This window comes from Corynebacterium sp. 122RC1 (assembly GCF_024580955.1).
Lineage (GTDB): Bacteria > Actinomycetota > Actinomycetes > Mycobacteriales > Mycobacteriaceae > Corynebacterium > Corynebacterium kozikiae.
The window spans coordinates 1-26,042 of sequence record NZ_JANIKD010000016.1 but is presented as its reverse complement, the minus strand read 5'-3'; the positions used below and the strand labels follow the sequence as shown (position 1 = coordinate 26,042).

Sequence of the window (26,042 nt, the reverse complement as noted above, 5' to 3'; positions counted from 1 at the left end):
GCTGCCCTAGGTGGTAGGCGCCGGTGTCCCTTGGGCTACATTTTTCACGGCTTCCATGAAGGCGGTGTCGCTCAGCAGGGGGATCCCTTTGCGCTGCCCGTGCATGGCCTTGCCCAGCAGGTGCTCAGTTTTGTTGCACACCACCACGGAGGTCTTGCGGGTGAGCTTCTCCGAATAGGCCAGGCCCTCTCGCATGATCGCCTCAATGAGATCGTCGGGGTCCATGGTGACCTCCGGGGCGATCACCACCTCCATGCCCTGCACAAGGCCAAGCTCAGGGGTGTAAATACCGGGGTTTTCAAAGTGGCGCGGCGCATCCAGTGCGGCCACACGAATCTCGCTGCGTTGCAGGTGGAAGCGGTCACCGCGCAGCTCCTCCGGCGAAATTTCGCTGAGTGGCCCGCGCTCGCGCTGCGCCAAGAACAGGTCCCGGATCAGGAGGGTCTCCTCCCGCGAGGTCTTGGCTTCCGGCACAGAGGCGCGCGCCACCGAGGCCTGTGCTGGGGGAGCATCGAGGCCAAACGACGCCGCCAGCGCCCGCACGCGCGTATCTTCAAAGGGCACTGACTGCCGGCGCGCAGACGCGAGGGTATCCACGATCATCGAAGGGGTGGGTACGCGGCCCACCCGCTGCCGACGCCGAGGCCGGTTTCGGTTCCGGCTCCGGTTTTGGCGTGCGGCGTTGCTCATGGCGCGCCGGGACTCAGCCACCACAAACCCCCAGGCCCGAGGCGCGTTGTGGACAATCAGTGTGCGATCGTCCAGGGCCTTGCCTACGGTGCGCAGAATCTGGCTGAACTGCTTGCCCTTTGCTATCTGCTCTGGCTGTAGCCCGTGCAGGTGAAATGGCCCAGGGTTGGTGCCGGGGTTGAGCACCTGGTGGTAGGTATCCACCACCTCTCCGGCCTCGGTGAAGGTCACAATATCGATGGACACCATCCGTGAGGTGGAGGGGTGGATGCCCGTGGACTGCACGCTCAGCGCTGCGTAGGGCGCGGTTTCAACGTCCGCGAAACGACGCTCCCGCGTAGGCGCCTGGCCGCCTTGCTCCGTTGGGGCGCTGGCGGCGTCGGTACGCGACGGTGAAGGGGCAGCGCTTTGGGAGGGGCGGCGATGCCTGCGGCGGTTGTTGCGCTGCTTGTTGGTCATGGTGCAAGTGTAACCGGCGCTCTTGCTTAGGCCAGTGCCCGGTTCACTGCGGAGGTGATGGCCTTCAAGGAGGCGTAGGTGATGGAGCTTGCGATACCCACGCCCCAGACCTTCTCTCCGTTCACATCGGCGTAGATGTAGCAGGCGGATTCGGCGTCGTCACCGGCGGTGCGGGCGTGCTGGACGTACTCCTGCACCTCAACGTCGATACCGAGGGACTCCAGGGCCTTGGCATATGCGGCGATCGGACCGTTGGAGGTACCGGTGATCTCTCGTTCCTCGCCGTTGTAGCCCACGATAGCGGTGATGGAAACGGGATCGCCTTCCTTCTGTGCGGCGTCAATCACTACATTGACCTGCTCCAATGGGGAGGCCTTGTCCAGGTACTCCAGTGCAAAGATGTCCCACATGTTCTTGGAGTCCACCTCGCCGCCCTCGGAGTCAGTGACGGCCTGCACCACGCTGGAGAACTCCACCTGCATTGGGCGTGGCAGTGCCAGACCGTGGTCGGTCTTCATGATGTAAGCCACGCCGCCCTTGCCGGACTGGGAGTTCACGCGAATCACGGCCTCGTAGGTACGGCCAACGTCCTTGGGGTCGATGGGCAGGTACGGCACCTCCCACACCTCATCGCGCAGCTCCTCCCACTTCACGTCGGTGTGGGTGGCACCTGGCTTCACGCGGGCGGCCATTGCATCCAGGCCCTTGTTCACAGCATCCTGGTGCGAACCGGAGAAGGCGGTGAACACCAGGTCGCCGCCGTAGGGGTGGCGCTCTGGAACTCGCAGCTGGTTGCAGTACTCCACCGTGCGGCGAATCTGCTCAATGTCAGAGAAGTCAATCTGTGGGTCCACGCCCTGGGTGAGCATGTTCAGGCCCAAGGTGACCAGACAGACGTTGCCGGTGCGCTCACCGTTGCCGAACAGGCAGCCCTCAATGCGGTCCGCGCCCGCGAGATAGCCCAGCTCAGCGGCGGCCACGCCGGTGCCACGGTCATTGTGTGGGTGCAGGGACAGGATGATGGAATCGCGTCGGTTCAGGTTGCGGTGCATCCACTCAATGGAATCCGCGTACACGTTCGGGGTAATCATCTCCACAGTGGAAGGCAGGTTGATGATGATTGGGTTTTCTGGGGTGGGGTCCATGACCTCCACCACGGCGTCACACACTTCCTTGGCGTAAGCAACCTCGGTGCCGGTGTAGGACTCAGGGGAGTACTCCCAACGCCAGTTGGTTTCTGGGTAGTCCTGTGCGATCTCCTTGATCAGCTCCGCGGCGTCGGTGGCCAGCTTCTTGATGGCCTCCTTATCCTTCCGGAACACCACCTTGCGCTGCAGGATGGAGGTGGAGTTGTAGAAGTGCACGATCACGTTCTTTGCGCCCTCGCAGGCCTCAAAGGTACGGCGGATCAGGTGCTCGCGAGCCTGCACCAATACCTGGATGGTGACGTCATCCGGGATCATGTCCTTTTCAATGATCTCGCGAACAAAGTCAAAGTCAGTCTGGGAAGCAGAGGGGAAGCCCACCTCAATTTCCTTGTAGCCCATCTTCACCAACAGGTTGAACATGCGGCGCTTGCGCTCTGGGCTCATGGGGTCAATGAGGGCCTGGTTGCCGTCACGCAGATCCACCGCACACCACTGTGGGGCGTGGGTGATCTTCTTGTCTGGCCAGGTGCGGTCCGGCAGGGTGATGTCTTCAACCTCAACCGCAAACGGTTGGTAGCGGTCTACTGGCATTTCAGAGTTGCGCTGCTTATTCCAAGGGGCTTGGTGCTCACCGCGCGGACCGGAAGGGGTAGTGATTTCAGAAGGGGCGGTGATGAACGCATCAGTGGGGGTCATGGGAGTGGGGTTCCTTAAGTCAATGTGAGTGAAAATTCTCGACATGTGTGCCCCACCAGCGCATTTGGCCTGCTTGTATGACGCATACAAGTCGAGTCCGGCCGGCATACTTACACCCGCGACGGGGTGCCGGCCGAAAAACTAGGCCAAAGACCCGCCGCGGCGAAGAAGGAGAAGGTTCGCACGCTGCATGTGCAACAACATACACCGAAAACTGTGCGGGTGCACACAAATGTGTCAGTTTTCGGCGTAGGCCATCCCCCGGTGGTGCCCCTGCGGCGCGAGTTTGCGGAGTGCGTGTGCACTTCGGGTGGAGATGTCCGCCCGTGCAGTTACAGTAAACACATGCTTGATCACACCCCCACCGCTCCCTTCTCCCCAAAAACCTTGCAGGGCCGTGCTCCCTGGGTGGGGGAGACGCTGGCGGCGTCGGCAATTGTTGGCACCACCATGCTGGTGCAACTGCTCATGATGCACTGGCTCGGCGAGGGGCCGCTGGGCAACGCGCTGGCCTCCTGGGACGGAGAACACTATCTAGCGATTGCACGCGAAGGATATTTTGCCGGCGGCAACGAGGCCACGCGCCTGGCGTTCTTCCCCGGTTTTCCCGCGCTGCTGGCGCTGGCGGAGCTTCTGGGGGTGCCTGCGATTGCGGCGGCCCATGTGATCAACACACTTGCCTGCGTGGCGCTAGCTGTGGGGATCATGCGGCTGGTGCGGGTAGGCCTGACGGGGTTGGCTGATGGGGGAGCGGCGGCGGTGGGCATCGCCGCGGGAAGTGCTGCGGTGTTTGTGCTGGGTGCGCCGATGGCACTGACCTTTCACATGGTGTACACCGAGGCGCTGTTTCTCAGCCTGTCTGTGTGGGCGCTGCTTGCGATGATGCAACGCGCGTGGGGCCGTGCGGCGCTGATGGTGTTCCTGGCTGGTTTCATCCGGCTTACCGCTATTGACCTCTGGGCTGTATTTGTACTGTGCATGCTCGTGGGGGTGCTGGGGTGCGGGGGTTTGCGCTGGCTGCGCCTGGTGGGGCTCGCGGTGGTTTCCGCGCTGCCGCTGGTTGGGTACCTGAGCTGGGCAAGCTGGCACACCCGCGAGCTGGGTGGATACTTTGGCATTCAACGCGCCGGGTGGAACAGCTCCTTTGACTTCGGCGCCGCGACATTGCGCTGGATTGTTAGCAGAGCAAGTTCCGACGAACCCGGCTACCTCATTTCCTCAGCCGCAATCATCGGCGCACTGGTGATCGTGGTGATGGGTGTTGGGGGCTTTGGGTTTGGTGCTGGTGCTGGTGTTGGCTTGCGGGGCGGCGGCTTGCAGGGCGCGGTGAGGGCGTTTTTCGAGTGGCGTTGGTGGCCGGTGTGGCTGTTCGCGGCAGCGGTTGCGGCCAACGTATTGCTTTCCGACGGCATCATGCACTCCCGCCCCCGGCTCCTTCTGCCCGTGTTCCTCGCGGCCATCCCGGCGGTGGTGTGGCTAGCTGGGCATATCGCCAGGTGGCGGCTGGTTTTGCTCGGTGGATTGTGGGTTGTGTTCGGCGCATGGATTTCCGCGTACATGGTGGGCCCGTTTACTTGGGCTATTTAGCGGCTAGTTCGGTCAGGCCGGCACCCCGCATTCCGTCTCGCCTTTTGGCAGCTACGCCGCGCCGATTTCCCTGCGTGACAGCGCAAACGTGCCGGCCACCATGAGCACCAACGCCACCGCCATGTAAGCCCAGTTCCAACCGGAAACTTGGAATTGCTCACCGAGCACGATGTACCCCAGAGCAAAAGCCACGATGGGCTCGGCGACCGTCATCGCTGGCAGCGAGTTCTTCAACGCTCCAGCATTAAACGCGTACTGCTGAATTACCGTGCCCAGCACCGCGCCCACCACCAGCAAGTACCCCTCCCAACTCCTCAGCAGGCCGGGGACGCCAAAGTGCACAAAAATATCCACGGTGGCCTTGGAAAGCACCGCAACATAGCCATACAACGCACCCGTTGCGATCCCCAACATCAATGCAGACGTGTTGGTACGGCGGTTCTTCGCCCAAAAGAACGTTGCGCTAATCAGCACACTTCCGACGCCCAACGCCGGCAGCCACCGCGAAAGGTCCGGCTGGGGGTCACCGGCGGTGGGGTTGCCTAACACCACCAGCACACCCACCGCGACGGTGAGCACGATAGACCAGAAGATCTCATCATTGTGCATCCGGCGGTGTGCGAGCTTCGCCGCAAGCGGCAACGTAAACATCAGGGAAAGCACCAAAATTGGCTGCACTACCAGCAGCGTTCCAAACGCCAGCGCGGCCACCTGCAAGGCGTAACCCACCATCGCTGTGGCCGAACCGAACCACCACTGTGGGCGCTTGATGGCGGACCTCATCACATGTCCGGCGCCTGCGTGCTCAGCAATTGCATGGCGGATCACCGTTCCCCACGCGATGGTCAGTGCTGAGGCGAGGGCAAGCACGACCGCCAAGAAATTGCTATCCATCACCTGCTCAGTCTAACGGCGGAGTGCGTGCCGGGGGTGGGATCTGGGCTGGGGGTGGTTAAGGGACGTGGGCATTACTTCCAAAGTAGCGATTCGCAATCCCATGTCCGGTTGGCTTCCCGCATCTCTCCATTCAAGATCGGGTCCAAGAGGAGTCCAGCGACCCTCAGTGCTTCGTCTAATACATCTAAACCCCAGCGTTTATCTCCGAAATTCTTTGCCTTTTTGGGGTACTGAATTGTCCAGGAAGCGTCGGGGAGAATGAGCTTCTGTGGCAAAGTCATCCTGCGAACTTGGCGTTGTTCATGAAGTGCTGTGTGGAGGCTGGACGCAGTAACGGTCAGCTCCCGTGCAATAAGTGCCACATCGTAGAGGTCATGATATCGGGTAGATGCGTTGCCAGGAGGGATGTTGCCGTGGCGCTCGTACATCGCGCAGACCTTGTCCGCGATCTGATTGGCTACGGGATACGAATACACCCGAAATTTTGGAGGCAATAGTTCACTCGAGATGGAATAGCTCGCGGCTACAACCAAAGGTTCCACACTATCGGTTACCTCGAGGTCTCCACTGACATCTACTTTGAAAGAGGTTAAGCGGCTACCTACACCGTGAATGATCGTAACGTTAATTCTTTCACTTTCGATGGTGCCTACTGGCCCGACCTGTTCAGCTCGGGTGACGTGGAAAGTATAGGGACCGACTTTGTGGCCCTGCATGGATCTGACGAGAGAATCGGCAGCTTCTGATGAAGAGGTTGGATCATCCTGTCGATAAAGATCTAAGTCTTTCGTCTGTCGAGCGCCGGGGATGCGACAGTAGATATTGGATCCTCCCTTCAAGACCCATCCCTTGTGGTGCTCCATTAATGCATGGAGAAAGACCTCCCGGAAAAACTGGTTATATACATCATTGGTATTCTTCCCTAGTTTCTTCGCTTCCTTCTTTAGTGCGCTAGTTACCTGACCGTGTGTCTTCTGGATTTTGGGGGTCTGTTGCATTGTGAGTGTCTGAATTCTCTCGTAATCTTTGGGGAGGGACTGAAAGTCGAGATGTAGGCCTAGGTCCTGGTGAATGAAAAGTGGTCCGGGCAATTCCTGAGTTGTTCAAGAAACTTGTCTTTTGTACTAAGTGGCGGTTGAGCTGGCTCGATACATCCTGGGGCCAACTGTGGGTTGCCATAATTGAATTCATTAGTTGGCTCACCTGCTCCTGAATTGGACGCAATGCTTCATCTATGAGCAGCCTCGTTTGTCGAATGGTCTTGGCCTCAAGTGAGTATTTGCTCAATAGTTCATTGAGCCCGCTTTGGTCTCCTCTTTTGAGACCAAAAGCATCTTCACGGCCAGCGAAATAGCCGAGGAGCTCTTGTTCATCTAGTAATGACTTGCTCCCTGCATCAGCTACCAAACTCAAAAGGTGCTCTGGTTCGTAGCCAGATTGAGCGAGGTCGAAGATGGTGCGTGACACAGTAGTGATTGGGAGGCCAGCCGCCGGGTGAATTATCCACTCGGAAAGTGTGAGATCGCTGCGGTGAAACTGGACGCCGGCTTGTCTGCTCCGCCGTCGCCGTTGAACGGTGAAATGGGCACCGTCGGGCCAAAGATCGCCGATTTCCCAGAATTCAGCCGCAGTTGTGTGTGAGATTACTGCTTCTCCAGCCAGGGAAGGGGTGCTCATTCGCTCCGCGGCCATCAGGTGAGGTTTGAGAGCAAGCCATTCAGCCTTGAGTTCCAATTCGGCAGACATTGTGACCGCTGAACTTGCGTAAACACCATGTCGGACGCGGATAAGGTTGCCTTGTTTTTCCAATCGGCGTAGAGATGGCAGGTCGACTCCGCTGCTCCGGGCCTGGGCGGAGGTGACCAATCCCCATTGTTGGGAAGCGATTTCACCGAGAATTCCTGTCGCTTCAGAACTTTTCATGCTTCAAAAAATACCATATAAGTACTTTTTGAAGCACGAATGAGACAATTGGTGCTCCAAAAAGTACTGCTTGACTCTCCTTCGAGGGGTAGTGCATGGACACCTTCGCATTTATGTCCTGTGGTTGGGGAGTCAGCTTGGAATCACGCAGCGCGGTTCGATGGAAGGTTGCACTGCGTCTGGACTTCAACAGGAGTGATTCCGTGGTGTGAATCATTCACCCGGGGCTTAGCTAGGGTGGAATCCTGCATGGACTTCTCCTTCGGTTCCCCGGAGATGCCGGGTATTGGAGAAAACGGCCACGCAAACACAGCCACCAACCACAAGAAAATCCCCCATGATCCTCCGGCCAATTCTCGGCTGGCTGAGCTCATGGGGGACTCTTCAGAAACGCTAGAAGAGGTGCTTCACCAATTGGTTACGCCACTGGCTTCGGTGGCACCGGTGCGCCCGCAGGTGGACGGACTTTGGGGTACTTCTTGGAGGCAGCCGTGGCGCCGGCGGCCAACGGGGTGACGTCGGAAGTTGCAGCTGCATCAGCGCCTGGCTTGGGGCGCTGCGGGGTGGGGTCCCAGTTGCCCGCCACGAGCTTGGTTTGGGAGAACCAGCCCAATGCCAGCACCGCGAGGCCGAGGATGGCCATGAGGACCAGGCCAAATGCGCCGCCGGCCTGTGAGGACCAGCCGAGGAGGAGGCCGAACCAACCGAAGTCGGCGTCACCGAAGGTGGTGTTCGCGGAGCCGAAGGAGCCCAATACGCCCAGGAGGAATGCTGGGAGGAAGGTGATCAGCAGGCCATTGGTGAATGCGCCGAGGATCGCGCCGCGACGGCCACCGGTAGCGTTGCCGTACACACCAGCCGCGCCGCCGGTGAAGAAGTGAGGCACGAGGCCCGGCAGGATGAGTGCCACGCCGAATGCTGGGTTGAGCCATGCAGAAAGGACGGCGAGGCCAGCGAGGCCACCAACGAAGGAAGAGATGAAGCCCACGAGCACGGCGTTCTGGGCGTAGGGGAACACAATCGGGCAGTCCAGCGCGGGGATTGCACCTGGCACAACCTTTGCGGCGATGCCTTGGAAGGCCGGCACGAGTTCACCCAGGATGGTGCGCACACCGAAGAGGATTACCGCCACGGCCACACCAAACTGGAGGCCTTGGGTGAAGGATTGCATGAGGTAGTTGCCTACGTTGGTGGCGCCGCCCTCGAATGCTTGGAAGGCTTCTTCGGTACCAGCGCGTGCGATGAACAGCACGGCAAGCACCATGTACATCAGGGCCATGGAAAGGGCGGTGGCCACCATGGAGTCACGGAGGAAACGCAGGCCCTCGGGGAGCTTGAGTTCTTCGGTGGATGGGGAAATCTTGCCGCCCTTGCCGCCACTGCCGCCCTTATCGCCTTTACCGCCAACGAGCTTGCCCACTGCGCCAGCGGCCACGTAGCCGGCGGTGCCGAAGTGTCCGATGGCAATGGAGTCGTCGCCGGTGATGCGGCGAGTCCAGGGGTGTGCGATCGCAGGCAGCGAGACCATCAAGATGCCCAGCAGGGCGGCACCAAACACCACCACAACCCAGGAGGCGTAGCCCGCAGGTGCCAGCACCATGGTGAGCAGGGTTGCCATGAACAGCACGTGGTGGCCGGTGAGGAACACGTAGCTCATGGGGGTGAAGCGGGCCAGGATCAGGGAAACCACGTAGCCCAGGATCATGATCCAGGCAACTTGGCTACCAAATTGTTCCTGAGCAATACCCACGATTGCTTCATTGGTAGGCACCACGCCTTGGGCGCCGGTGGCTCCGGTGATCATTGCGCCGAGTGGTTCCAGCGAGGCCACCACGAGGCCTGCGCCGGCGCCGATGAGCAGGAAGCCGAGGGTTGCCTTGATGGCGCTCCCCAACACCTGGCCGGTGGAGCGGCCCAAAGCGGCCAAACCCACGGCGGTAATGATGCCGATGAGGAACGCCGGCACGGAAAGGATTTCATTGACGAGGAAGTTCGCCAGAGAAAGTAGAAAATCCATGATGAGTCTTTCAGTCTGTATTTAATGGGGTTTTTGCTTAGGCAGCGTTGAGGCGCAGCTACACGTCGTAGAGTTCGCGCAGCGCATGGTCTACCTCTGAAAGCGAGGTGAAGTCCTCAACCACGTGCACCGGTACTCCAACGTCACCCAAAGTCGCCGCAATTTCACCGGAAGTCAGCAGGAAGTCTGCCTCCTTTGCGCGTCCCTTGGCGGAAATGGTGTCCGTGGCTTCCACCGTGAGGTACTTGCTCCAACCCCAGGCATAGAGCACCTGGTCAACAGTGTTTTTCAAGAACAGGGAGGTGCCCAACCCGTTGCCGCACACCGTGTAAATCTTGCCCTTTGACTCCACTGAGTCAGCAGCGTAGGAATGGCCGCTGTTCGCCTGAGTGGCTGCGGATTGTTCTGCGGCAGCAGGCGTTCCGACGCCCCCACGCGCGAGCACCTCCCGCAGCTCATCCTCGGTGCTTACGGCGTCAAGCTGGGTCCTGACATGCGCATTGCCTAGCAGGGAAGCCAGCTCCTTCATCGCCTCCAGATGGGTGGAGGAATCAGTGGCCGCGAGGGCCACCACCAGTGTGACTGGATCATTTGTCTTGTGCCCGAACTCCACTGGAGTCTCAAGGCGCACCCAACTGATCTGGGTGCGGTGCACCGCCTGGCTTGGGCGCGCGTGTGCAAAAGCGAAGCCCGGAGCCACCACGATGTATGGGCCGTTCTCCACCACAGAAGCGACCATGGCTTCGGTGTATTCGGAGGTGGTGGCGTCGGCTTGCTCTAGGAGTTTGCCGGCGAGGCGTATAGCTTCTTCCCAAGTGGCTGCGTTGCCGCGCAGGTTTACTGCGCCGGGTGCAAGCAGTTGGTTCAACGTGGACATGTGTACTCCTCATGAGGAAATGAAAACGATTGCATAGATGGGTAAATATGTGAACGGAAATGTTTCGCCTGCTTGTAACCTATCGCAGGTGTAGGGGGTTTGCTAACGCCTTGTTTTTGGATGCCAGGGTTAGTGACGTCTTGTTTGGTGCGTGACTCGGTGGGGACGGTTACCGTTGAGGCTAGAGTCATTTCGAACCATGGAGGTTCTGTGGTGTGAGGGAACAGCCTTGGGAGCATATTCCCGCCAAGGGGGGCGTTTTCGAATATTTCGAATAAAGCTACTGTGGTGCCATGGTCGTCACTGGTCAAAACCAGAGGGAGGTAATTCCTCCGACGGAGCCACCAACCACACCACCAACAACTCCTCCGACCACCCCGCCGGCGAGCACCACCCCGGAGGAACCAGTGCCACCGATCCCCAGGATTCCGGTGCCTGTTCCGGTGCCATCGCCTTCGGAGCCAAGGCCTTCGGAGTCGGTGAACACGCCGAATGAAACCATGCCGCAAACTGAGCAGCCGCGTTCTGCAAAGCAGCCCAGCAACGCTGGTGCAAATGTGCTGTTGCTGGCATTACTTGCCGCCTGCCTCCTGGCGGCCAGCGTGTGGGTGAGGTTCCGCTCAACGCCGAGTAACTAACCCCCAACGCCTTTTGCTCATGAGGGGCGAGCACAGGGAGTGCACGCCCAACCGCAACGCACCGGCGGCGGTTGGGGGTGCGGCGCTTGGGTGCGTCGTGAAGCGTGTTTGTGCCGGTGAATGTGACTCGTTTGGCAGAGTCTCGCCTTTTACCGGTTGGGCAACAGAATGCTATGGTTATTGGGCGAAATAACGGATGTAATTGAGAGGGTGAAGCCGCGCGTGTAGGTACGGCGGTTGAGGTCTCGGAAAGGGCGTTGCCCGTGGCACTTGTCGTACAGAAGTATGGCGGATCCTCGCTTGAGAGCGCGGAGCGTATTCGTCGCGTTGCTGAGCGGATTGTGGCTACCAAGAAGCAAGGCAACGATGTTGTTGTGGTGTGCTCCGCGATGGGTGACACCACCGATGAGTTGTTGGACCTTGCAGCGCAGGTCAACCCCGTGCCGCCGGCGCGTGAGATGGACATGCTGCTGACTGCCGGCGAACGCATCTCCAACGCACTCGTTGCAATGGCCATTGAGTCTTTTGGCGCGAAGGCGCAGTCCTTCACCGGTTCGCAGGCTGGCGTGATCACCACGGAGCGCCACGGTAATGCGCGCATCGTGGACGTCACCCCAGGGCGCGTCCGTGAGGCGCTGGACGAAGGCAAGATCTGCCTGGTGGCCGGGTTCCAGGGCGTGAACCGCGAATCCAAGGACGTGACCACTTTGGGCCGTGGCGGCTCTGACACCACCGCGGTTGCCCTTGCGGCAGCGCTGAACGCTGATGTGTGCGAGATTTATTCAGACGTTGATGGCGTGTACACCGCGGACCCACGCATCGTCCCCAATGCGCAGAAGTTGGAAAAGCTTTCCTTTGAGGAGATGCTGGAACTTGCTGCCGTCGGCTCCAAGATTCTGGTGTTGCGCAGCGTTGAGTACGCCCGTGCATTTGGCGTGCCGCTTCGTGTTCGTTCGTCGTATAGCAATGACCCCGGCACCCTGGTTGCCGGCTCTATGGAGGATATTCCTGTGGAAGAAGCAGTATTGACCGGTGTTGCCACGGACAACTCCGAGGCCAAGATCACCGTTTTGGGCATCCCTGATTCCCCCGGCGCTGCCGCAACCGTGTTCCGCGCGCTTGCCGACGCCGAAATCAACATCGACATGGTGTTGCAGAACATCTCCTCCCTGGAGGACAACCGCACTGACATCACCTTCACCTGCCCGCGTACCGACGGCCCCCGCGCCATGGAACTCCTGCGCAACCTGCAGGCGCAGCATGAGTGGGAAAATGTGCTCTATGACGACCAGGTGGGCAAGGTCTCCCTGGTGGGCGCAGGTATGAAGTCCCACCCTGGTGTGACCGCAGTGTTCTGCGAGGCTCTGCGCGACAAGGGAATCAACATTGAGCTGATTTCCACCTCAGAGATCCGCATCTCCGTCCTCATCCGCGAGTCCAACCTCGACGAAGCCGCCCGCGCGCTGCACGAGGCATTCGAGCTTGGCGGAGACACCGAAGCCACCGTGTACGCAGGCACGGGCCGTTAATAGCGGCCTGGCTCAAGAACCCTCAATTGAAAGGAAACCCCCTTCCATGACCACCGTTGCCGTAGTTGGCGCCACAGGACAAGTTGGCCGCGTAATGCGCGATATTTTGGCGGAGCGAAAGTTCCCGTTGGACAAGCTGCGCCTGTTCGCCTCCGCACGTTCCGCAGGCCAGAAGGTGGAGTTTGAGGGCACCGAAATTGAGATTGAGGATCTGGCCCTCCAGAACGAGGAAACGCTTGCTGGCATTGACATCGCCCTGTTCTCCGCAGGTGGTAGCACCTCCAAGCAGTGGGCTCCTGTGTTCGCCGCTGCGGGTGCAACGGTTGTGGATAACTCCTCTGCGTGGCGCAAGGATGATGAAGTTCCGCTCATCGTCTCTGAGGTAAATCCTGCAGATAAGGACAATCTGCCCAAGGGCATCATCGCCAACCCGAACTGCACCACCATGGCAATCATGCCTGTGGCAAAGGTGTTGCATGACGCCGCTGGCCTGGTCAAGATGCACGTTTCCAGCTACCAAGCCGTCTCCGGTTCCGGTCTTGCCGGCGTGGAGACCCTGGCGAAGCAGGTTGCTGAAATCGGTGACCGCAACGTGGAGCTCGTTCACGACGGCTCCGTGCTGGCCCCCGAGGACCTGGGGCCATACGTTGCGCCTATTGGTTTCAACGCACTTCCTTTTGCCGGCAATCTGGTTGAGGACGGCACCGGTGAGACTGATGAGGAGCAGAAGCTGCGCAACGAGTCCCGCAAGATCCTGGGCATTCCAGACCTCAAGGTTGCCGGTACCTGCGTGCGCGTGCCAGTGTTCACCGGCCACACCATGACCGTCCACGCCGAGTTCGAGCGCCCAATCACCCCTGAGCAGGCGCGCGAGTTGCTGGAGAAGGCTCCGGGTGTAGAGGTTGTTGAGGTGCCAACTCCACTTGCCGCCGCAGGCAAGGACGACTCCCTAGTAGGTCGCATCCGCCAGGATCAGACGGTGGATGACAACAAGGGCCTGGTGTTCGTGGTTTCCGGTGACAACCTGCGCAAGGGTGCGGCGCTGAACACCATTCAGATCGCTGAACTGCTGGTTTAAACCTGACTAATTTGCCAACTAGCGGCGCTGCCTTTAGGCGGTGCCGCTTTGGCGTTCATTGCCCGGCTGTTCCTGATTCGCGGCCTGCGTTGCCGCGATGATATCCGCACGCGCGCGGGCTACCCTTGAGCGGATGGTGCCCAGGCGCACGTCGGCAATTTTTGCAGCCTCCTCATAGGAATACCCCAGCACCTGCGTGAGGATCAGGGCTTCGCGGCGTTCCTCGGGCAGGGCGTCGATGAGCATGCGCACGTCAACCCATTCACTCCAGGAGCTCGGTGCCGTGCGGGGCTCAAAATCCTCAATTTCCGCCGCCGATTTCCGCGGGCGGGCCATGTCGTGGCGGATGTTGTCCACCCACACGCGCCGAGCAAGCGAAAGCAGCCAGGTGCGTGCCGACGAACGCGCGGCGAAGCGGGGGAGTGCGCTGATCACGCGGAGATAGGTTTCCTGGGTGAGGTCGTCCGCAATTTCTTGACCTCCTAAATGGGCGAGCAGACGCCACACGTCCGACTGCGTTTCCCGAATAAAATTGTGGAGTGCTGCGCGGTCACCCCTGCCCGCTGCGAGTGCGAGTTGGGTGACGTAGGCGTCATGCTCCACACGGTTCATACTGCAAGACTGTATCAAAGGGAGTCTCAGGCGTAGCAAGGGAACAGAGAGGGGAATTGATTAGGTCTGCCTAATAGTTCGGAATCTATTGCAAGGCTTATCTTCTAGGTGTAGGTTGGATAGAGAATTGCAACCCATAGGAGAATCCTTCATGAACGCTGTAGATCCAATCTTGAGCAACGGCCAGCGCCCAGAACCAAAGGGCAACAGCACCCGCCTTGGTGGCCAGCCCGTTGCATCTGAGAACATTTCCATCACCGCGGGCCCACAGGGCCCAAACGTGCTCAATGACCTCCAGCTCATTGAGAAGCTGGCGCACTTCAACCGCGAGCGCGTGCCAGAGCGCAACCCACACGCAAAGGGTCACGGCGCATTCGGTGAGTTCCACGTCACCGAGGATGTTTCCAAGTACACCAAGGCCGCGTTGTTCCAGCCAGGCAAGGTCACTCCAATGGCCGTCCGTTTCTCCACTGTTGCCGGTGAGCAGGGCTCCCCAGATACTTGGCGTGACGTCCACGGCTTCGCACTGCGCTTCTGGACTGAAGAAGGCAACTTGGACATTGTTGGTAACAACACCCCAACCTTCTTCCTGCGTGACGGCATCAAGTTCCCAGACTTCATCCACTCCCAGAAGCGCGTTGGCCCATCCGGCCTGCGTGACGCGGATGCTCAGTGGGATTTCTGGACCCGCACCCCTGAGTCCATCCACCAGGTGACCTACCTCATGGGTGACCGCGGCACCCCGAAGACCTCCCGCCACCAGGACGGCTTTGGTTCCCACACCTTCCAGTGGGTCAATGAGGCCGGCGAGGCTTTCTGGGTGAAGTACCACTTTAAGACCCAGCAGGGCTGGGAAACCTTCACCGGCGCTGAGGCTGAGGAAATGGCTGGTAAGGACGCTGACTACCAACGCCGTGACCTTTTTGAGGCCATCGAGCGCGGTGACTTCCCACGCTGGGACGTCAAGGTACAGATCATGCCTTTCGATGAGGCTGAGAGCTACCGCTTCAACCCATTCGACCTCACCAAGGTGTGGTCCCAGAAGGACTACCCACTGATCCCGGTTGGCTACTTCGAGCTCAACCGCAACCCAGTGAACTTCCACGCGCAGATCGAGCAGATCGCCCTGGACCCATCCAACATCGTTCCCGGCACCGGCCTTTCCCCAGACCGCATGCTCATGGCTCGTGCATTCGCATACGCGGATGCGCAGCGCTACCGCATCGGTGCGAACTACCGCCACCTGCCAATCAACCGCCCAGTTTCTGAGGTGAACACCTACTCGCACCAGGGCTCCATGGCGGTGGAGTTCAATGATGCCGGCGCACCTGTGTACAGTCCGAACCGCTTTGAAAAGGGCGCAGGCTTCCTGGATGACGGTCAGACTTCCTCCTCTGGCGTGACCTACGGCCAGGCTGGCGATCTGTACGTCAACCCAGACCCACACGGCACCGACCTCGTTCGTGCGGCATACGTGAAGCACGCTGAGGACGATGACTTCGTGCAGGCACGCACCCTCTACCTGGAGGTGTTCGACGATGCCGCTCGCGAGCGCTTCATCGACAACGTGACCAACGCCATGGTTGGCGTCTCCGAGCAGGTTGAGGAGCAGGTGTACGAGTACTGGGGCAAGCTGGACCAGGACCTCGCAGCGAAGCTCCGTGAAGTGTTTGCTACCAAGAAGTAGCAGTCACTCCCTTGAGAAGGCGGCAGACCCAAGAGGCTGCCGCCTTTTGCATGCGCTGAGCTGATCTGCGGCGTCAATATGCGGCCCTACTCTGCAGGATCGGTGAGAAGCAGGCACAATATCACCAGCACACTTTGACGTGATGGTGAATCGCGATGGTGAAAAGGAAAAATCACATGGGCGTAGAACGGCAGGCGGCCACGGCACTGGCGGCGGAAATTGACGCACTGTTGGGGCACCTCGACGCAGAGCACACCAGATTTAGCGCGCAATTGGCTGCCGTGGCACCTGAACACAGCTTCGGGGCGCACAACCTGGTGGACTATGCCTACCTGCGCTCCCTCGATCTCTCCGAACTGCAAGATCGCCTTGGGGATCTTGGCGCCACCCGCCTTTCCACCACCGAACCGGATGTGCGTGCACGGTTGAAGGCCGCCCGCAATGTGCTTGGTGCCATCGCCGGCGAGGGATTTAGGTACCCCCAGGCTGAGGTGGCGGGTGCGTTTGCGGCCTCAGACCAGATACTGGAGCAACACACTACGCAGCTTTTGGGCCCGGCTCGCCCGGATGCACACTCGCGGATCATGGTCACGCTGCCGGCGGAGGCCGCAGATGACATTGCCATTGTGCGCGGCTTCATTGCCGACGGCATGCAACTGGCACGCATCAACTGCGCCCATGACGATGAATCGGTCTGGTTGCGCATGATCCACAACGTGCGAGCTGCCGCCAAAGAGGCCGGCGTGGAGATCCGTGTAAGCATGGATCTTGCCGGCCCGAAGCTGCGCACAGGAGATATTCTCCCCGGACCCCAGGTTGGACGCGCGCGCGTGCTGCGCGATGCCAGCGGTAGGGTGCTGGCGCCGTCGAAACTCTGGCTCTACCCTCAGGGGACGCAGCCGCCGATCCCAGAGGGGCTGCCTGGGCGCCCCGCGCTGCCGGTTGCCGTGGACCCGGAGTGGTTCGCAGACCTGAAAGAAGGCAGTGAGGTACGGCTGGTGGACAACCGCGGTGCGCGGAGGAAATTCATTGTCACCCAGGTTGCTGAGGGTGCGCTTGCGGAAGGCCAACGCAACGCCTACATCGCAGAGGGCACGCTGCTGGAGCATGACTACATGCGTACCCGCGCCGCAGGCATCACACCGATTGAGCGCAAACTGCGCATCTTCCCAGGGCAGGAGCTCATCCTCGACGCACACTCCACCGCCACCGATCCCGAAGTGCAAGGCCCCCTGCGCATCCCGTTCAGCCTGCCGGAGGTCCTAGGCGCGATCAAGGTGGGGGAGCAGGTGCTCTTTGACGACGGCAGGGTGGCCGCCGAAGTCACCGACGTCAGCGCCAGCGAGGTCCGCCTGCGCGTGACCCACGCGGCCCCCAACGGCACCACCTTGGCCGCCAACAAAGGAATCAACTTGCCCAATTCCGAGTTGCCGCTGCCCTCCCTGACCGAGGCCGACCTGCGGCACCTTGAGTTCGTCAAGCAGCACGCGGACATCGTTGCGGTTTCCTTCATCCGCAACGCCCAGGACGTCGCCGCGGTGATCAACGCCCTCGGGCCCAAAGCCACAGTGGGCCTGGTGCTCAAAATCGAGACGATTCCCGCATACAACAACCTGCGCGAAGTGCTCCTGGAAGGCATGCGCTACCAAAAGCTCGGACTCATGATCGCCCGCGGCGACCTCGCAGTGGAGCTGGGTTTCCGCCGCATGGCAGAAGTGCCCCGGTTTATCTCCGCGGCGGCAGAAGCCGCACACGTGCCCACGATCCTGGCAACCCAGGTCCTGGAGACGATGGCGAAAACAGGCCAGCCCTCCCGCGCAGAAATTACCGACGCCACCTATGCGCTGCGTGCCGAATGCGTGATGCTCAACAAAGGGCCCTACATCGGCGAGGCCATCAAGGTGCTCAGCTACCTCAACACCAAACTGGGGAACTCACAACGCAAAAACCGGATCCTGCTGCGCAAGATCCGGAGTTGGGCACCCCCTCATGAACAAAATTAGTGGGATTGCTCTTTCGCGGTCTGGTAGAGCGAGCGGCCCATCACAAAGGAGCCGATGGCAAGCACCACGAGCAGTGCGGTGATGGTGAGGAACACCCGCAGCAGGTTCCACCAGGTGAAGGTGCCTGCGCCGATATCGTTGATCAGGCTGGCCACGAGGATCATCGGCAGCGCGATGCTCGTGGTCAGGCCCAACAGGTTGGCGCGGGTGAGCGCGTCTGGTGCGCGCACGATGCCAATGAGCGTGAGCACCATCAGTGCCGCCGCGAGCAACACCATGAGGCTAGCTACGATGCTGAAAACAGTGGACATTTAGCGCCTCCCCTTAGAGATGATTCGGGCCAAGCTCATGGTGGGCAGCACGCCGCCCACTAGGCCCGCGAGCAGGGCAACCTCGTAGTTAATCTGTGAGTCGTTGAGCATGCACCACACCACATAGAAGCCGATCATCGGGTAGAAGGTGAGGTCCGCTACCACGGCGCGGGTGAACTGGTCTTGCTCCTTGAGGATCATGACGATGGTGCCCAAAATGGTGGCGGCGATCAACCCGAGTGCTACGTACAGCACGATTTCAAACATTTACCTCGCCTCCTTCTTTGGGTGTTGCTGCACATTTGTTGATGAGGGGGCGGGGGCTGGATCCTCCACGAACCACTGCTTCGGATGCGCCTTCCCACGCACTGAGGGCGCGAGGGTTTCCTCCATCTTGGCGATGTCTTGGAACAGCCCCTCATGGTCTTTGCCGAACACCGCGTGGACTAACAGCATGCCGTCTTTGAGGCCCAGGGATAGGGTGGCTGGGGTGACGGTGATGGAGGCCGCGAGGGCGGTGACCAGGAAGTTGGTTTCCACCCGCAGTGGGTAGTGCAGGATGACGGGGTGGGAGTCTTTGGATCCGGTGAGCGTGGCTTTTGCTACAGCCCAACCAGCGAGCCCCACTTGGTAGGTGAGCCACGCAAAGTAGCGCAGTACGTGAATGATCACCATGGTTTAGTGGCCTCCTTCTACGGCGCCGGCTGAGGGGTTGTGCAGAACTGCCTCCTGGTAGGAGTTGCCATCCACCAGGCCTTCTGCTGCGGTGCGAACGGTGTCCAGCAGGGGCCCGGCGAGTATGAACATTGCAAAGCTCATGAGGACCATTACTGCGCCGGGGGCGATGCGCCACCAGGGCACCCGCATGCTGCTCGGGATGCGTTGGGGGTTCATCCCCGGACCCCAGAATACTTCGCGCCACAGGCGCATCATTGCCAGGAAGGCGCCGAAGCTGGCGAGCACCACAACGGTGATCACGAGCCACGCCTGCCAGGTGCCGGCCTGGGCGATGCCCAGGACCACGAACACCTTGCCCCACATGCCGGAGAATGGCGGGAAGCCCACCACGGAGAATGCGCCTGCGGCGAAGACGGCGGCCACCCAGCGGTCACGCTTGGCGATCCCGGAGAGTTTGGAAAGGAGGTCAGTCCCGTAGGTTTCCTCGATCGCGCCGGTGGTGAGGATCAGTGCTCCCAGGGTGATCATGTGGTGCAGCATGTAGAGGATTCCTGCGGCCAGAGCTGCCACCTCGTTGCCGCTGCTAAAGGCCAGCATTACCAGGATGAATGGCATGCCTCCCACCATTTGGTAGGCCAGTACGCGGCGCATGGAGTTTTCCCCAAGTCCCGCGAACGCACCCACGATCATCGTGACCAAAGAAATGGTGATGATGAGCCAGGCCCAGCGTGGGTCGAGGTCAAAGACCACCGCATAAATGCGGAAGATCATGTAAATGGCAACCTTGGTGTGCAGGCCGGAGAACAGGGCCATCACGCTTGCAGAGGTGGAGGGGTAGGTGCGCGGCAGCCAGGTGTGCACGGGGAACAGACCGGCTTTCACTGCGAGCGCCACCAGCACGATGCCCAGAGCGATCTGCGTGGGGCGGCCACCCGTAACGCCAGCGCCCGTCAGTGCGCCGAGGTTCACCGCGCCGAAGGTTCCGTAGAGCACGGCTACGCCGATGAGGAGCAGTGTCGACGTCGCCAGGTTCACAAGCACAAACGTCCTGCCTGCGGAAAGACGCGCCCAGGTGCCGGTCATTGCGAGCAGGCCGTAGCTCGGCAGGAGCATGACCTCGATGAACACGAAGAAGTTGAAGAGGTCGCCGGTGAGGAGGGCACCCATCACGCCGGTCAGCAGCATGAGGGAGAGCGCGGAGTAGAAGCGTGCCCGCGTTTCCCCGGCCACAATGGCAAACCAGTTGGCGCAGAACGCCACGATGGAAGTGGCCACAATCATGACCGCGGAGAAGGCATCCGCCACAAAGGGGATTGCCACCGCTCCCTCATACAGGCCCACCGCATGGGCGATGGTGCCGTGGGTGGCAACGTGTTGGAACAGGAACACGCCAGCGATCGCGGTGCCAATGGGGGTGAGCAATGCCAGGGCGTCGCGCACACTGCGCCACGGCACCATCGCGGCGATGGCAACAACGGTCAGCGGGACGCCGACGAACAAGGGAAGCATCACGTCCATTACTTTGCCTCCTCTTGTTCAGAATCTTGGTGGTCGCGTTCCGCGGAAAGCTCCGCGTTGGTGGTGGAACGCCCCAGGGTTTGCAGTGGCGAGTCTTCGTCGGCCACCTCTTCCGCCACGGTGTCATCACTTCGGCCTAGACCAGACAGTGTGAGCATGTATGTGGTGGTAGCCATTGCGATCACGATTGCCGTGAGCACAAACGCCTGCGGGAGTGGGTCTGCGGCCGCGCTGAGGTCGGTGATGCTGGGGAATGGATCCCCGCGCCAGGCCGGCACACCGGCGGCCAAGATGATGAGGTTGGCGGCATGGCTGATGAGCGTCATGCCGATCACGATGCGCAGCATGCCGCGCTGCAGCACCAAATACACGCCGCTGCCTGCAAGTAGTGCGATTGTCAGTGCCAGAATCATGAGTTCTGTGCCTCCTCTGTTGCCGCGGCAGTGCCTTGGGCCGCTGGCGCCTTGGCTGCGTCGGCAGTATGCGGTGCGCGCAGCGGCAGGTCATCGGTGTCGGTGTCAGCGGGCGCGGATTCCTGCTTGACCGGCTTCGGGGAGGGCAGGGGGGAGTCCTCGCGGGTGAAGGTGAGGTCGGCGTAATCCATGCCGGGGCGCAGGTAGGAGCCCAGGGTATTGATCGCCATGCTCAGCATGCCCAGCACCGCGAGGTAGACGCCGATGTCGAAGATCATCGACGTTGTCCAGTGCGAACCCGCGAAGCTGCCGTGGATCGCGTAGAGGAAGGACCCCTTGAGCAAGCCGATGAAGCCTGCCGCAACCGCGAAGAGGATACCCACACCGGTGAGGTAAATCGGGGTAGTGATGGTGAAAATGCGCTGGTCGCGGCCATGGGAAAGATAGCTCAGCATGAGGGCGCCGCCGGCGATCAGGGCGGCGATGAAGCCACCACCCGGCTGGTTGTGCCCCCTCATGAACACCAGGAAACTCAAAATGCCCAGGATTGGGATGAGGAAACGCAGCAGCTCCCGCATCGGGATGGCATTGAGCTGGGACTTTCCAAAAGGCTTGGGGTGCGTGCCCTCCGCGAATGGGTAGCGCGGCATGGAGGTGACCACTGCGGCGATTACCACGGCCGCCATACCCAGCACCGAAAGCTCGCCCAAGGTATCGAAGGCGCGGAACTCCACCAGGATGGTGTTCACCACGTTGTCACCGCTAGTGATCCCCGGCGCCTCCTGCAAGTACCACAGTGCGAGGTCGGGGCGTTCCCGGCGGCCCAACACGAAGTAGACCAGCGCGAACGTGAGCACGCCGACGCCCGCAGCCAAGACCGCAGCAATCCGCTTGCGGTACGCGGCGGTGTGGTGGAAGAACTCCGGCTGCTGGCGAATCACCATCATCATGATCACCACAACCAGCGCCTCCACCATGAACTGCGTGAGCGCCACGTCCGGGGCACCCAGCATGAGCACCTGCAGCGTCACACCCACGCCCACCACGCCGATAAGCACCGTGGCACTCAGACGGCGGTTGGTGCGCACGAGGGCATGCAAAGCAATAGCGACGATGGCAAGAGGCAGCAGGTCCGCAATGCGGTCCGTGCCCGGCACCCGCGGCGCAAGCTCTGCGCCCGTGAGGCGCCCCTGGGCGATCACAGCCACCGCAAAGGCGATGAGCAGAGCAAACATGGCCGCCAGGTGGCGCGTTGGGCTCAGCGAATCCGCCAGCTTGCCAAAGCGCTTGCCCATACGGGTGAGCGCGGAGACCAGTGCGTGCAGGGCTGCGTTGCCGCTGCCGGGGAACATGGTGGCGTCGGTAGTCCTTGCCCAAATCTGGGTGCGGATGAAGATACCCGCCACACCGAGGGCCAGCACGATCGCGGAAATAATCAGCGGCGTATTAATACCGTGCCACAGGGCGAGGTGCAGGTGGGGGTCCTCGGTGATGGTTGCCACGGCCTGGGAGATGGGGGAGTCCAGCGTGCCGAGGAAAAATACGAGAGGCAGGGAGAATAGCCCCGGCAGGGCCGCCGGCAACCACAGAGAGACGGGAGCTTCTTTGACGTCGGACATGTCTCGATCGCCATCGATGAAGCCGTCAAACACAATGCGCGCGGAATAGGTGAAGGTGCACAGGGCACCGATTGCTGCCGCGATGAGCAGCACAACAACACCGACGTTCCCGAGTGGCGCCTGCGTGAATGCCTCCAGCATGCCCTCCTTGGACACAAAGCCCATCAGCGGCGGCACTGAAGCCATGGATGCCGCGGCAATCACCACGGAGCCGAAGGTGAACGGCAACTGCCGCCACGAGGAACCCAGGCGCGCGGAATCGCGCGTACCCGTTTGGTGATCCACCACGCCGATCAGCATGAACAGTGAAGACTTGAACAGAGCGTGCGCCAGAGTGTGCACCAGGGCCGCGGCCAAGGCGAAAGGCGTGCCCACGCCGATGGTTGCCACGATCCAACCTAGGTGGGAGACGGTGGAGTAGGCCGTGAGCTTCTTCAAGTCCGTCTTCTGGATTGCGAACACACTGGCCATCACGGCGGTACTCATACCCACAACGATGAGCAGAATGTTCCACACGGCAACGCTGTGGAAAATGGTGCTAAACCGCAGCAGCAGGTAGATGCCCGCCTTCACCACGGCCGCCGCGTGCAGGAATGCAGAAACCGGCGTGGCCGCGGCCATCGCCTCCGGCAGCCAGAAGTGGAAGGGGAACTGCGCGGACTTGGTAAACGCACTCAGTGCTACCAGCACCGCCACCACCGCCGTCAGAGTGGGGCGCTGTTCCCATACGGGGGATGCGAGGATCTCACTGATTTGCAGTGAACCCGTCTGGCTTGCCGCCAGCATCAGCGCCACCAGCAGCGTGAGCCCGCCGATGAAGGTGAGGATCAGCGTGCGTTGCGAGCCCTGCTCGCCACCCTTGCCGCCGGAGCGAGCGATCAGCATGAAAGACGCCAGGCTCACCAACTCCCAGGCCACGAAGAGCGTGATCACGTCATTGGCCAGCACCAGAAGCAGGATGGAAGCGGTGAAGGCCGTCATGAGCGTGTAAAAGCTCGTTGCCCCCTTGCGCTTGGGCAGGTATGCCGCAGAATAGATGAATACAATTGCGCCGATCACCAGTGCCAGCAACGCAAAGAACATGGCGAGCGGGTCCGCGTTGAGGCTCAGCTCGGCGTGCGCGCCGGGACCGAGGAAGTCACGCACCCACACTGTGCTGTATGTGGTGTAGGAGCTGTAGGAATCTTCGGACAACGCGCTGGAGCCTGAGCTGGCTTGTTGCTGGAGGCGGAGCAAAAGCGCGGCTGCTGCCAGCAGGATGGCTGCTAACGGCCAACCCGCCTTTCTCCCAAGAAGCCGCACTGCTACCGGGGCGACGGCAACGGCGAGTGCCACCAGCGCCAGGATGGTTAGTAGTGTCACGGTTTTTCACACCCATCGTGATCGGGACAAATAGTTCTGAAATCGGGCTATCAAACTTTCACAACTTTACCAGTAGTCACATTTCTCCTGCATTGACGCGGTGTTTTTGCGGTGTGCCGCAACCCCCTTGAGCAGCCAAGGCGCTAGGTTGAAACGCATGAGCTCAACCCCGCGTCGCGTCTTAGCCGCAATCCTTTTGGCCGCCCCACTGGCTGTGGGCACAGCGTTGCACCCCAGCATCGCGAGCACCTGGCATTCTGCGGAGGAGGTCACGGGCGCGCCGTCGGCAAGCATCGATCCCGCGATGTTCAATGAGATTCGCCAGGCTACGGGCGAAGCGGTGGGGCAGGCGGCCATGCTGAAATCCGGCATCGACCGCGTAGCTACCGGCACCGAAGGCATCACTGAGGAGGCGCAGAGGCTTATCGACGGAGCCAAGGCCGCACAGGAAGGGTCCGCAGCGCTGGCTGAGGGGATGAAGGAACTGCAGGCCGGGACCGGGCAGTTGGGCGACGGCGCAACCGAGATTGCCAACGGCATTGAGGCGGCGCTGAGCCAGCTCGACGGCATTGAAAAGGTGCGCGTGGACATCCTCGGGGCGATCACCGAGGTGGAAAACCAGCTCCGAACCAGCCCAGATCCACGCTCGGCGCAGATGCTTCAAGAGCTCGCAGGATTCCGCGGCCAGGTGGAGGGCTTTGCCATTGACCCCGCAACAACCGAGAACCTCCAGCGGCTGCGCCAAGGCTCGCGCGACCTGGCCAACCAACTCGATGTGCCAGGCTACGGCTATCACGATGGCATCTACTCGGCCACCAAGGGAGCTGAGGAACTGGCCGCTGGCCTGCAAGAATTGGGCAGCGGTGTAGACCAGGCTGTGGGCGGGGTCACCCAGTTGGAGAACGGGGCTGCGCAGTTGGCCAAGATGGCCGAGCAAAACCAATCCAACATCACCGACGTAGCCAAGCTCATCCCCGCCGCCGAGGTAGGCACCCCCGAGGCAGAGGAAGCAGGTGTGCTGAGCTCCCTACCACCGATGTACGCCTTCCTCCTGGCGGCTGCGGCGTTGGCTGCGGCCTTGGGTTTGGGCCGCTCGCGGCACACCGCCGTGGTGGCCGTGGGAGCTGTGGCACTGGTGGCGCTAGTGGGTGTGCTGACCGCAACGCTCGGTGTGGGCGTGAGCGCCACGGCTGCCATTGGGGCTGCGTTGGTGGCATTGGGTGTTGTGGTGGCCTCCGCGGCGAGCGCCGCACTGCTGGTGCGCATATTTGGGCAGGTCACGGGCCCAGTCTTGGCCATCGCCGGGGCGGCGCTGCAAGTGGGCGTTGTGGGTTGGGTGTGGAGCCGCGCAGTAGCCGGCACCGCGAGCACCGCCCAAGAAGTGGTGGCGCACCTCATGCCGCTGCAATATCCGACGGCCGCCCTCAGCGCACTCGGCAATGGCGTGAGTGGGCAGGCGCTGTGGCTGGGCGTGGCGGTGACCGCAGCGCTGGCACTGATCAGCGCAGGGGCGTTGGGGGCCGCGCGGCGCGGGGAGTGATGTTTGGGGTGCCTGATGGTGGCGTCGGAATTGCTCGCGAGACCCGGCCGGCGCCCCATGCCACCGTTCGAGCTTAGGCTTGGAGAAGTGATGGAAGCACAACTAGAAATCACAAGTTTTGGCCATGCTGCAGTGGGGCTGCGCCTCGGCGGGGTTACTATGATCGTGGATCCCGGCGAGTTTTCTCAGTTTCCTGCCCTTGATAGCTTTGACGCCGTCTTGGTGACCCATGACCACTTTGACCATGTGGATCTCTCTGCTTTGGGCAAGGCGCAGCAGAAGAAACCTGAGCTTCGGGTGTTTTCTCCCGTGGCTTTAGAAGGGGTGAACGCTGAGCTCGTGGCCGATGGAGACGTACTTGCTGTGGGGGATTTACAGGTCAACGTGGTGGGTGAGGAGCAGGCGATTGCGAGCATTTACGATCCACCAATCCCCAACGTGGGATACCTTTTCGCGGGGCAGGCCCTGCACCCAGGCGATGCCTACCAAGAGATCCAAGATGTGGACACCTTGTTCTTGCCCATGGATGGCCCATGGGTGAAACGCGCCGACCAAGAACGCCACCTCAGCCAGTTCCCGCCCAAGCGGATCATTCCAATCCACGACGTACTCTTCACCACCACAGGCAGGGATTTTGCCCGCCACACCGCAGAGGAAATGGCCGCCCGCGTTGGCGCTGATTGCCTGGTGCTCCATGAGGGGCAGTGGGTTGGGTTGGATTGAGTGGGGGGTTGTTGGCCCTGTCTCTTATACACAACTG

At 61.0% G+C, this 26,042-nt stretch carries 23 protein-coding genes; 8 read left to right on the top strand and 15 right to left on the bottom strand.

Translation table 11 applies throughout. From position 1 onward, the window contains the following. Nucleotides 1–6: 6 nt before the first annotated feature. Both NQ050_RS08425 and leuA read right to left on the bottom strand, forming a co-directional pair. Complete coding sequence (locus tag NQ050_RS08425; RefSeq protein WP_257038889.1) at nucleotides 7–1,257, bottom strand: DNA polymerase III subunit epsilon; 1,251 nt, start codon at nucleotides 1,255–1,257, stop codon at nucleotides 7–9. Further along, nucleotides 1,176–2,993: a 2-isopropylmalate synthase gene (gene leuA / locus NQ050_RS08420; RefSeq protein WP_257038858.1), complete on the bottom strand. Its 1,818-nt coding sequence runs from the start codon at nucleotides 2,991–2,993 to the stop codon at nucleotides 1,176–1,178. Before leuA ends, NQ050_RS08425 begins: the two co-directional genes overlap by 82 nt. A 345-nt stretch (nucleotides 2,994–3,338) precedes the next feature. Here leuA and NQ050_RS08415 point away from each other — a divergent pair, with 345 nt between their 5' ends. Next, entirely contained in the window at nucleotides 3,339–4,580 is a 1,242-nt protein-coding gene (locus NQ050_RS08415; RefSeq protein ID WP_257038857.1) for a hypothetical protein, read from the top strand. Between the two features lie 51 nt (nucleotides 4,581–4,631). Here the strand turns inward: NQ050_RS08415 and NQ050_RS08410 are convergent, their stop codons facing one another. The 6 genes from NQ050_RS08410 to NQ050_RS08385 form a co-directional block, all read right to left on the bottom strand. Then, entirely contained in the window at nucleotides 4,632–5,474 is an 843-nt protein-coding gene (locus NQ050_RS08410; RefSeq protein WP_257038856.1) for a DMT family transporter, read from the bottom strand. Between the two features lie 74 nt (nucleotides 5,475–5,548). After that, entirely contained in the window at nucleotides 5,549–6,475 is a 927-nt protein-coding gene (locus tag NQ050_RS08405; protein WP_257038855.1) for a nucleotidyl transferase AbiEii/AbiGii toxin family protein, read from the bottom strand. Then, on the bottom strand, nucleotides 6,429–7,400 hold the full coding sequence (locus NQ050_RS08400; RefSeq protein ID WP_257038854.1) for a type IV toxin-antitoxin system AbiEi family antitoxin domain-containing protein: 972 nt from the start codon (nucleotides 7,398–7,400) through the stop codon (nucleotides 6,429–6,431). The genes NQ050_RS08405 and NQ050_RS08400 overlap by 47 nt, the downstream gene beginning before the upstream one ends. A gap of 418 nt (nucleotides 7,401–7,818) precedes the next feature. Continuing rightward, complete coding sequence (locus NQ050_RS08395) at nucleotides 7,819–9,417, bottom strand: PTS ascorbate transporter subunit IIC (RefSeq protein WP_257038853.1); 1,599 nt, start codon at nucleotides 9,415–9,417, stop codon at nucleotides 7,819–7,821. Between the two features lie 58 nt (nucleotides 9,418–9,475). Further along, nucleotides 9,476–10,294 carry a PTS sugar transporter subunit IIA gene (locus NQ050_RS08390; protein WP_257038852.1) on the bottom strand — a complete coding sequence of 273 codons (819 nt, stop codon included), beginning with the start codon at nucleotides 10,292–10,294 and terminating at the stop codon, nucleotides 9,476–9,478. A 307-nt stretch (nucleotides 10,295–10,601) separates the two neighbouring features. Next, complete coding sequence (locus NQ050_RS08385; protein ID WP_257038851.1) at nucleotides 10,602–10,796, bottom strand: hypothetical protein; 195 nt, start codon at nucleotides 10,794–10,796, stop codon at nucleotides 10,602–10,604. Here NQ050_RS08385 and NQ050_RS08380 point away from each other — a divergent pair. From NQ050_RS08380 to NQ050_RS08370, 3 genes are all read left to right on the top strand, one after another. Continuing rightward, nucleotides 10,795–10,932, top strand: a complete 138-nt coding sequence (locus NQ050_RS08380; protein WP_257038850.1) for a hypothetical protein — start codon at nucleotides 10,795–10,797, stop codon at nucleotides 10,930–10,932. The two genes, NQ050_RS08385 and NQ050_RS08380, sit on opposite strands and share 2 nt — an antisense overlap. A 263-nt stretch (nucleotides 10,933–11,195) precedes the next feature. Beyond that, on the top strand, nucleotides 11,196–12,461 hold the full coding sequence (locus NQ050_RS08375; protein WP_257038849.1) for an aspartate kinase: 1,266 nt from the start codon (nucleotides 11,196–11,198) through the stop codon (nucleotides 12,459–12,461). 46 nt (nucleotides 12,462–12,507) lie between these two features. Further along, nucleotides 12,508–13,539, top strand: a complete 1,032-nt coding sequence (locus NQ050_RS08370) for an aspartate-semialdehyde dehydrogenase (protein ID WP_257038848.1) — start codon at nucleotides 12,508–12,510, stop codon at nucleotides 13,537–13,539. A gap of 33 nt (nucleotides 13,540–13,572) precedes the next feature. Here the strand turns inward: NQ050_RS08370 and NQ050_RS08365 are convergent, their stop codons facing one another. After that, the gene (locus NQ050_RS08365; protein ID WP_257038847.1) at nucleotides 13,573–14,151 is read right to left on the bottom strand and encodes an RNA polymerase sigma factor; all 579 of its coding nucleotides are present in this window, start codon (nucleotides 14,149–14,151) and stop codon (nucleotides 13,573–13,575) included. Between the two features lie 151 nt (nucleotides 14,152–14,302). Between NQ050_RS08365 and NQ050_RS08360 the strand changes: the two genes are divergently transcribed. Together NQ050_RS08360 and NQ050_RS08355 are read left to right on the top strand one after the other, a co-directional pair. Continuing rightward, complete coding sequence (locus NQ050_RS08360; RefSeq protein WP_257038846.1) at nucleotides 14,303–15,838, top strand: catalase; 1,536 nt, start codon at nucleotides 14,303–14,305, stop codon at nucleotides 15,836–15,838. Between the two features lie 176 nt (nucleotides 15,839–16,014). Then, the gene (locus NQ050_RS08355; protein WP_257038845.1) at nucleotides 16,015–17,841 is read left to right on the top strand and encodes a pyruvate kinase; all 1,827 of its coding nucleotides are present in this window, start codon (nucleotides 16,015–16,017) and stop codon (nucleotides 17,839–17,841) included. On the opposite strand, the gene NQ050_RS08350 is transcribed toward NQ050_RS08355, so the two are convergent. From NQ050_RS08350 to NQ050_RS08325, 6 genes are read right to left on the bottom strand one after another with little or no spacing between them, the layout of a single operon-like run. Then, nucleotides 17,838–18,152, bottom strand: coding sequence for a Na+/H+ antiporter subunit G (locus tag NQ050_RS08350; protein ID WP_257038844.1), 315 nt, complete (start codon nucleotides 18,150–18,152; stop codon nucleotides 17,838–17,840). The two genes, NQ050_RS08355 and NQ050_RS08350, sit on opposite strands and share 4 nt — an antisense overlap. Beyond that, a complete protein-coding gene (locus tag NQ050_RS08345) occupies nucleotides 18,153–18,419 on the bottom strand; it encodes a cation:proton antiporter (RefSeq protein ID WP_257038843.1) in 267 nt (88 codons plus the stop codon). It lies immediately after the preceding gene. After that, on the bottom strand, nucleotides 18,420–18,827 hold the full coding sequence (locus tag NQ050_RS08340; protein ID WP_257038842.1) for a Na+/H+ antiporter subunit E: 408 nt from the start codon (nucleotides 18,825–18,827) through the stop codon (nucleotides 18,420–18,422). It abuts the gene before it with no gap. Between the two features lie 3 nt (nucleotides 18,828–18,830). Continuing rightward, nucleotides 18,831–20,348 carry a monovalent cation/H+ antiporter subunit D family protein gene (locus NQ050_RS08335; protein ID WP_257038841.1) on the bottom strand — a complete coding sequence of 506 codons (1,518 nt, stop codon included), beginning with the start codon at nucleotides 20,346–20,348 and terminating at the stop codon, nucleotides 18,831–18,833. Then, nucleotides 20,348–20,761, bottom strand: coding sequence for a cation:proton antiporter subunit C (locus NQ050_RS08330; RefSeq protein ID WP_257038840.1), 414 nt, complete (start codon nucleotides 20,759–20,761; stop codon nucleotides 20,348–20,350). The genes NQ050_RS08335 and NQ050_RS08330 overlap by 1 nt, the downstream gene beginning before the upstream one ends. Then, nucleotides 20,758–23,742 carry a DUF4040 family protein gene (locus NQ050_RS08325; RefSeq protein WP_257038839.1) on the bottom strand — a complete coding sequence of 995 codons (2,985 nt, stop codon included), beginning with the start codon at nucleotides 23,740–23,742 and terminating at the stop codon, nucleotides 20,758–20,760. Before NQ050_RS08325 ends, NQ050_RS08330 begins: the two co-directional genes overlap by 4 nt. Before the next feature lie 157 nt (nucleotides 23,743–23,899). Between NQ050_RS08325 and NQ050_RS08320 the strand changes: the two genes are divergently transcribed. Then, the gene (locus NQ050_RS08320) at nucleotides 23,900–25,282 is read left to right on the top strand and encodes a hypothetical protein (RefSeq protein WP_257038837.1); all 1,383 of its coding nucleotides are present in this window, start codon (nucleotides 23,900–23,902) and stop codon (nucleotides 25,280–25,282) included. A gap of 90 nt (nucleotides 25,283–25,372) precedes the next feature. Further along, the gene (locus tag NQ050_RS08315) at nucleotides 25,373–26,005 is read left to right on the top strand and encodes an MBL fold metallo-hydrolase (protein ID WP_257038836.1); all 633 of its coding nucleotides are present in this window, start codon (nucleotides 25,373–25,375) and stop codon (nucleotides 26,003–26,005) included. Nucleotides 26,006–26,042: the final 37 nt, after the last annotated feature.

Excerpts from the sequence above, each read along its gene's own strand:
- NQ050_RS08415 (WP_257038857.1), top strand. The coding sequence starts at position 3,339 with ATGCTTGATCACACCCCCACCGCTCCCTTCTCCCCAAAAACCTTGCAG.
- NQ050_RS08395 (WP_257038853.1), bottom strand. The coding sequence starts at position 9,417 with ATGGATTTTCTACTTTCTCTGGCGAACTTCCTCGTCAATGAAATCCTT.
- NQ050_RS08390 (WP_257038852.1), bottom strand. The coding sequence starts at position 10,294 with ATGTCCACGTTGAACCAACTGCTTGCACCCGGCGCAGTAAACCTGCGC.
- NQ050_RS08315 (WP_257038836.1), top strand. The coding sequence starts at position 25,373 with ATGGAAGCACAACTAGAAATCACAAGTTTTGGCCATGCTGCAGTGGGG.
- NQ050_RS08405 (WP_257038855.1), bottom strand. The coding sequence starts at position 6,475 with ATGCAACAGACCCCCAAAATCCAGAAGACACACGGTCAGGTAACTAGC.
- NQ050_RS08330 (WP_257038840.1), bottom strand. The coding sequence starts at position 20,761 with ATGATTCTGGCACTGACAATCGCACTACTTGCAGGCAGCGGCGTGTAT.
- NQ050_RS08380 (WP_257038850.1), top strand. The coding sequence starts at position 10,795 with ATGCCGCAAACTGAGCAGCCGCGTTCTGCAAAGCAGCCCAGCAACGCT.
- NQ050_RS08360 (WP_257038846.1), top strand. The coding sequence starts at position 14,303 with ATGAACGCTGTAGATCCAATCTTGAGCAACGGCCAGCGCCCAGAACCA.
- NQ050_RS08350 (WP_257038844.1), bottom strand. The coding sequence starts at position 18,152 with ATGTCCACTGTTTTCAGCATCGTAGCTAGCCTCATGGTGTTGCTCGCG.
- NQ050_RS08340 (WP_257038842.1), bottom strand. The coding sequence starts at position 18,827 with ATGGTGATCATTCACGTACTGCGCTACTTTGCGTGGCTCACCTACCAA.
- NQ050_RS08385 (WP_257038851.1), bottom strand. The coding sequence starts at position 10,796 with ATGGTTTCATTCGGCGTGTTCACCGACTCCGAAGGCCTTGGCTCCGAA.
- NQ050_RS08355 (WP_257038845.1), top strand. The coding sequence starts at position 16,015 with ATGGGCGTAGAACGGCAGGCGGCCACGGCACTGGCGGCGGAAATTGAC.
- NQ050_RS08320 (WP_257038837.1), top strand. The coding sequence starts at position 23,900 with ATGAGCTCAACCCCGCGTCGCGTCTTAGCCGCAATCCTTTTGGCCGCC.
- NQ050_RS08335 (WP_257038841.1), bottom strand. The coding sequence starts at position 20,348 with ATGGACGTGATGCTTCCCTTGTTCGTCGGCGTCCCGCTGACCGTTGTT.
- NQ050_RS08370 (WP_257038848.1), top strand. The coding sequence starts at position 12,508 with ATGACCACCGTTGCCGTAGTTGGCGCCACAGGACAAGTTGGCCGCGTA.
- leuA (WP_257038858.1), bottom strand. The coding sequence starts at position 2,993 with ATGACCCCCACTGATGCGTTCATCACCGCCCCTTCTGAAATCACTACC.
- NQ050_RS08345 (WP_257038843.1), bottom strand. The coding sequence starts at position 18,419 with ATGTTTGAAATCGTGCTGTACGTAGCACTCGGGTTGATCGCCGCCACC.
- NQ050_RS08365 (WP_257038847.1), bottom strand. The coding sequence starts at position 14,151 with ATGAACCGTGTGGAGCATGACGCCTACGTCACCCAACTCGCACTCGCA.
- NQ050_RS08410 (WP_257038856.1), bottom strand. The coding sequence starts at position 5,474 with ATGGATAGCAATTTCTTGGCGGTCGTGCTTGCCCTCGCCTCAGCACTG.
- NQ050_RS08400 (WP_257038854.1), bottom strand. The coding sequence starts at position 7,400 with ATGAAAAGTTCTGAAGCGACAGGAATTCTCGGTGAAATCGCTTCCCAA.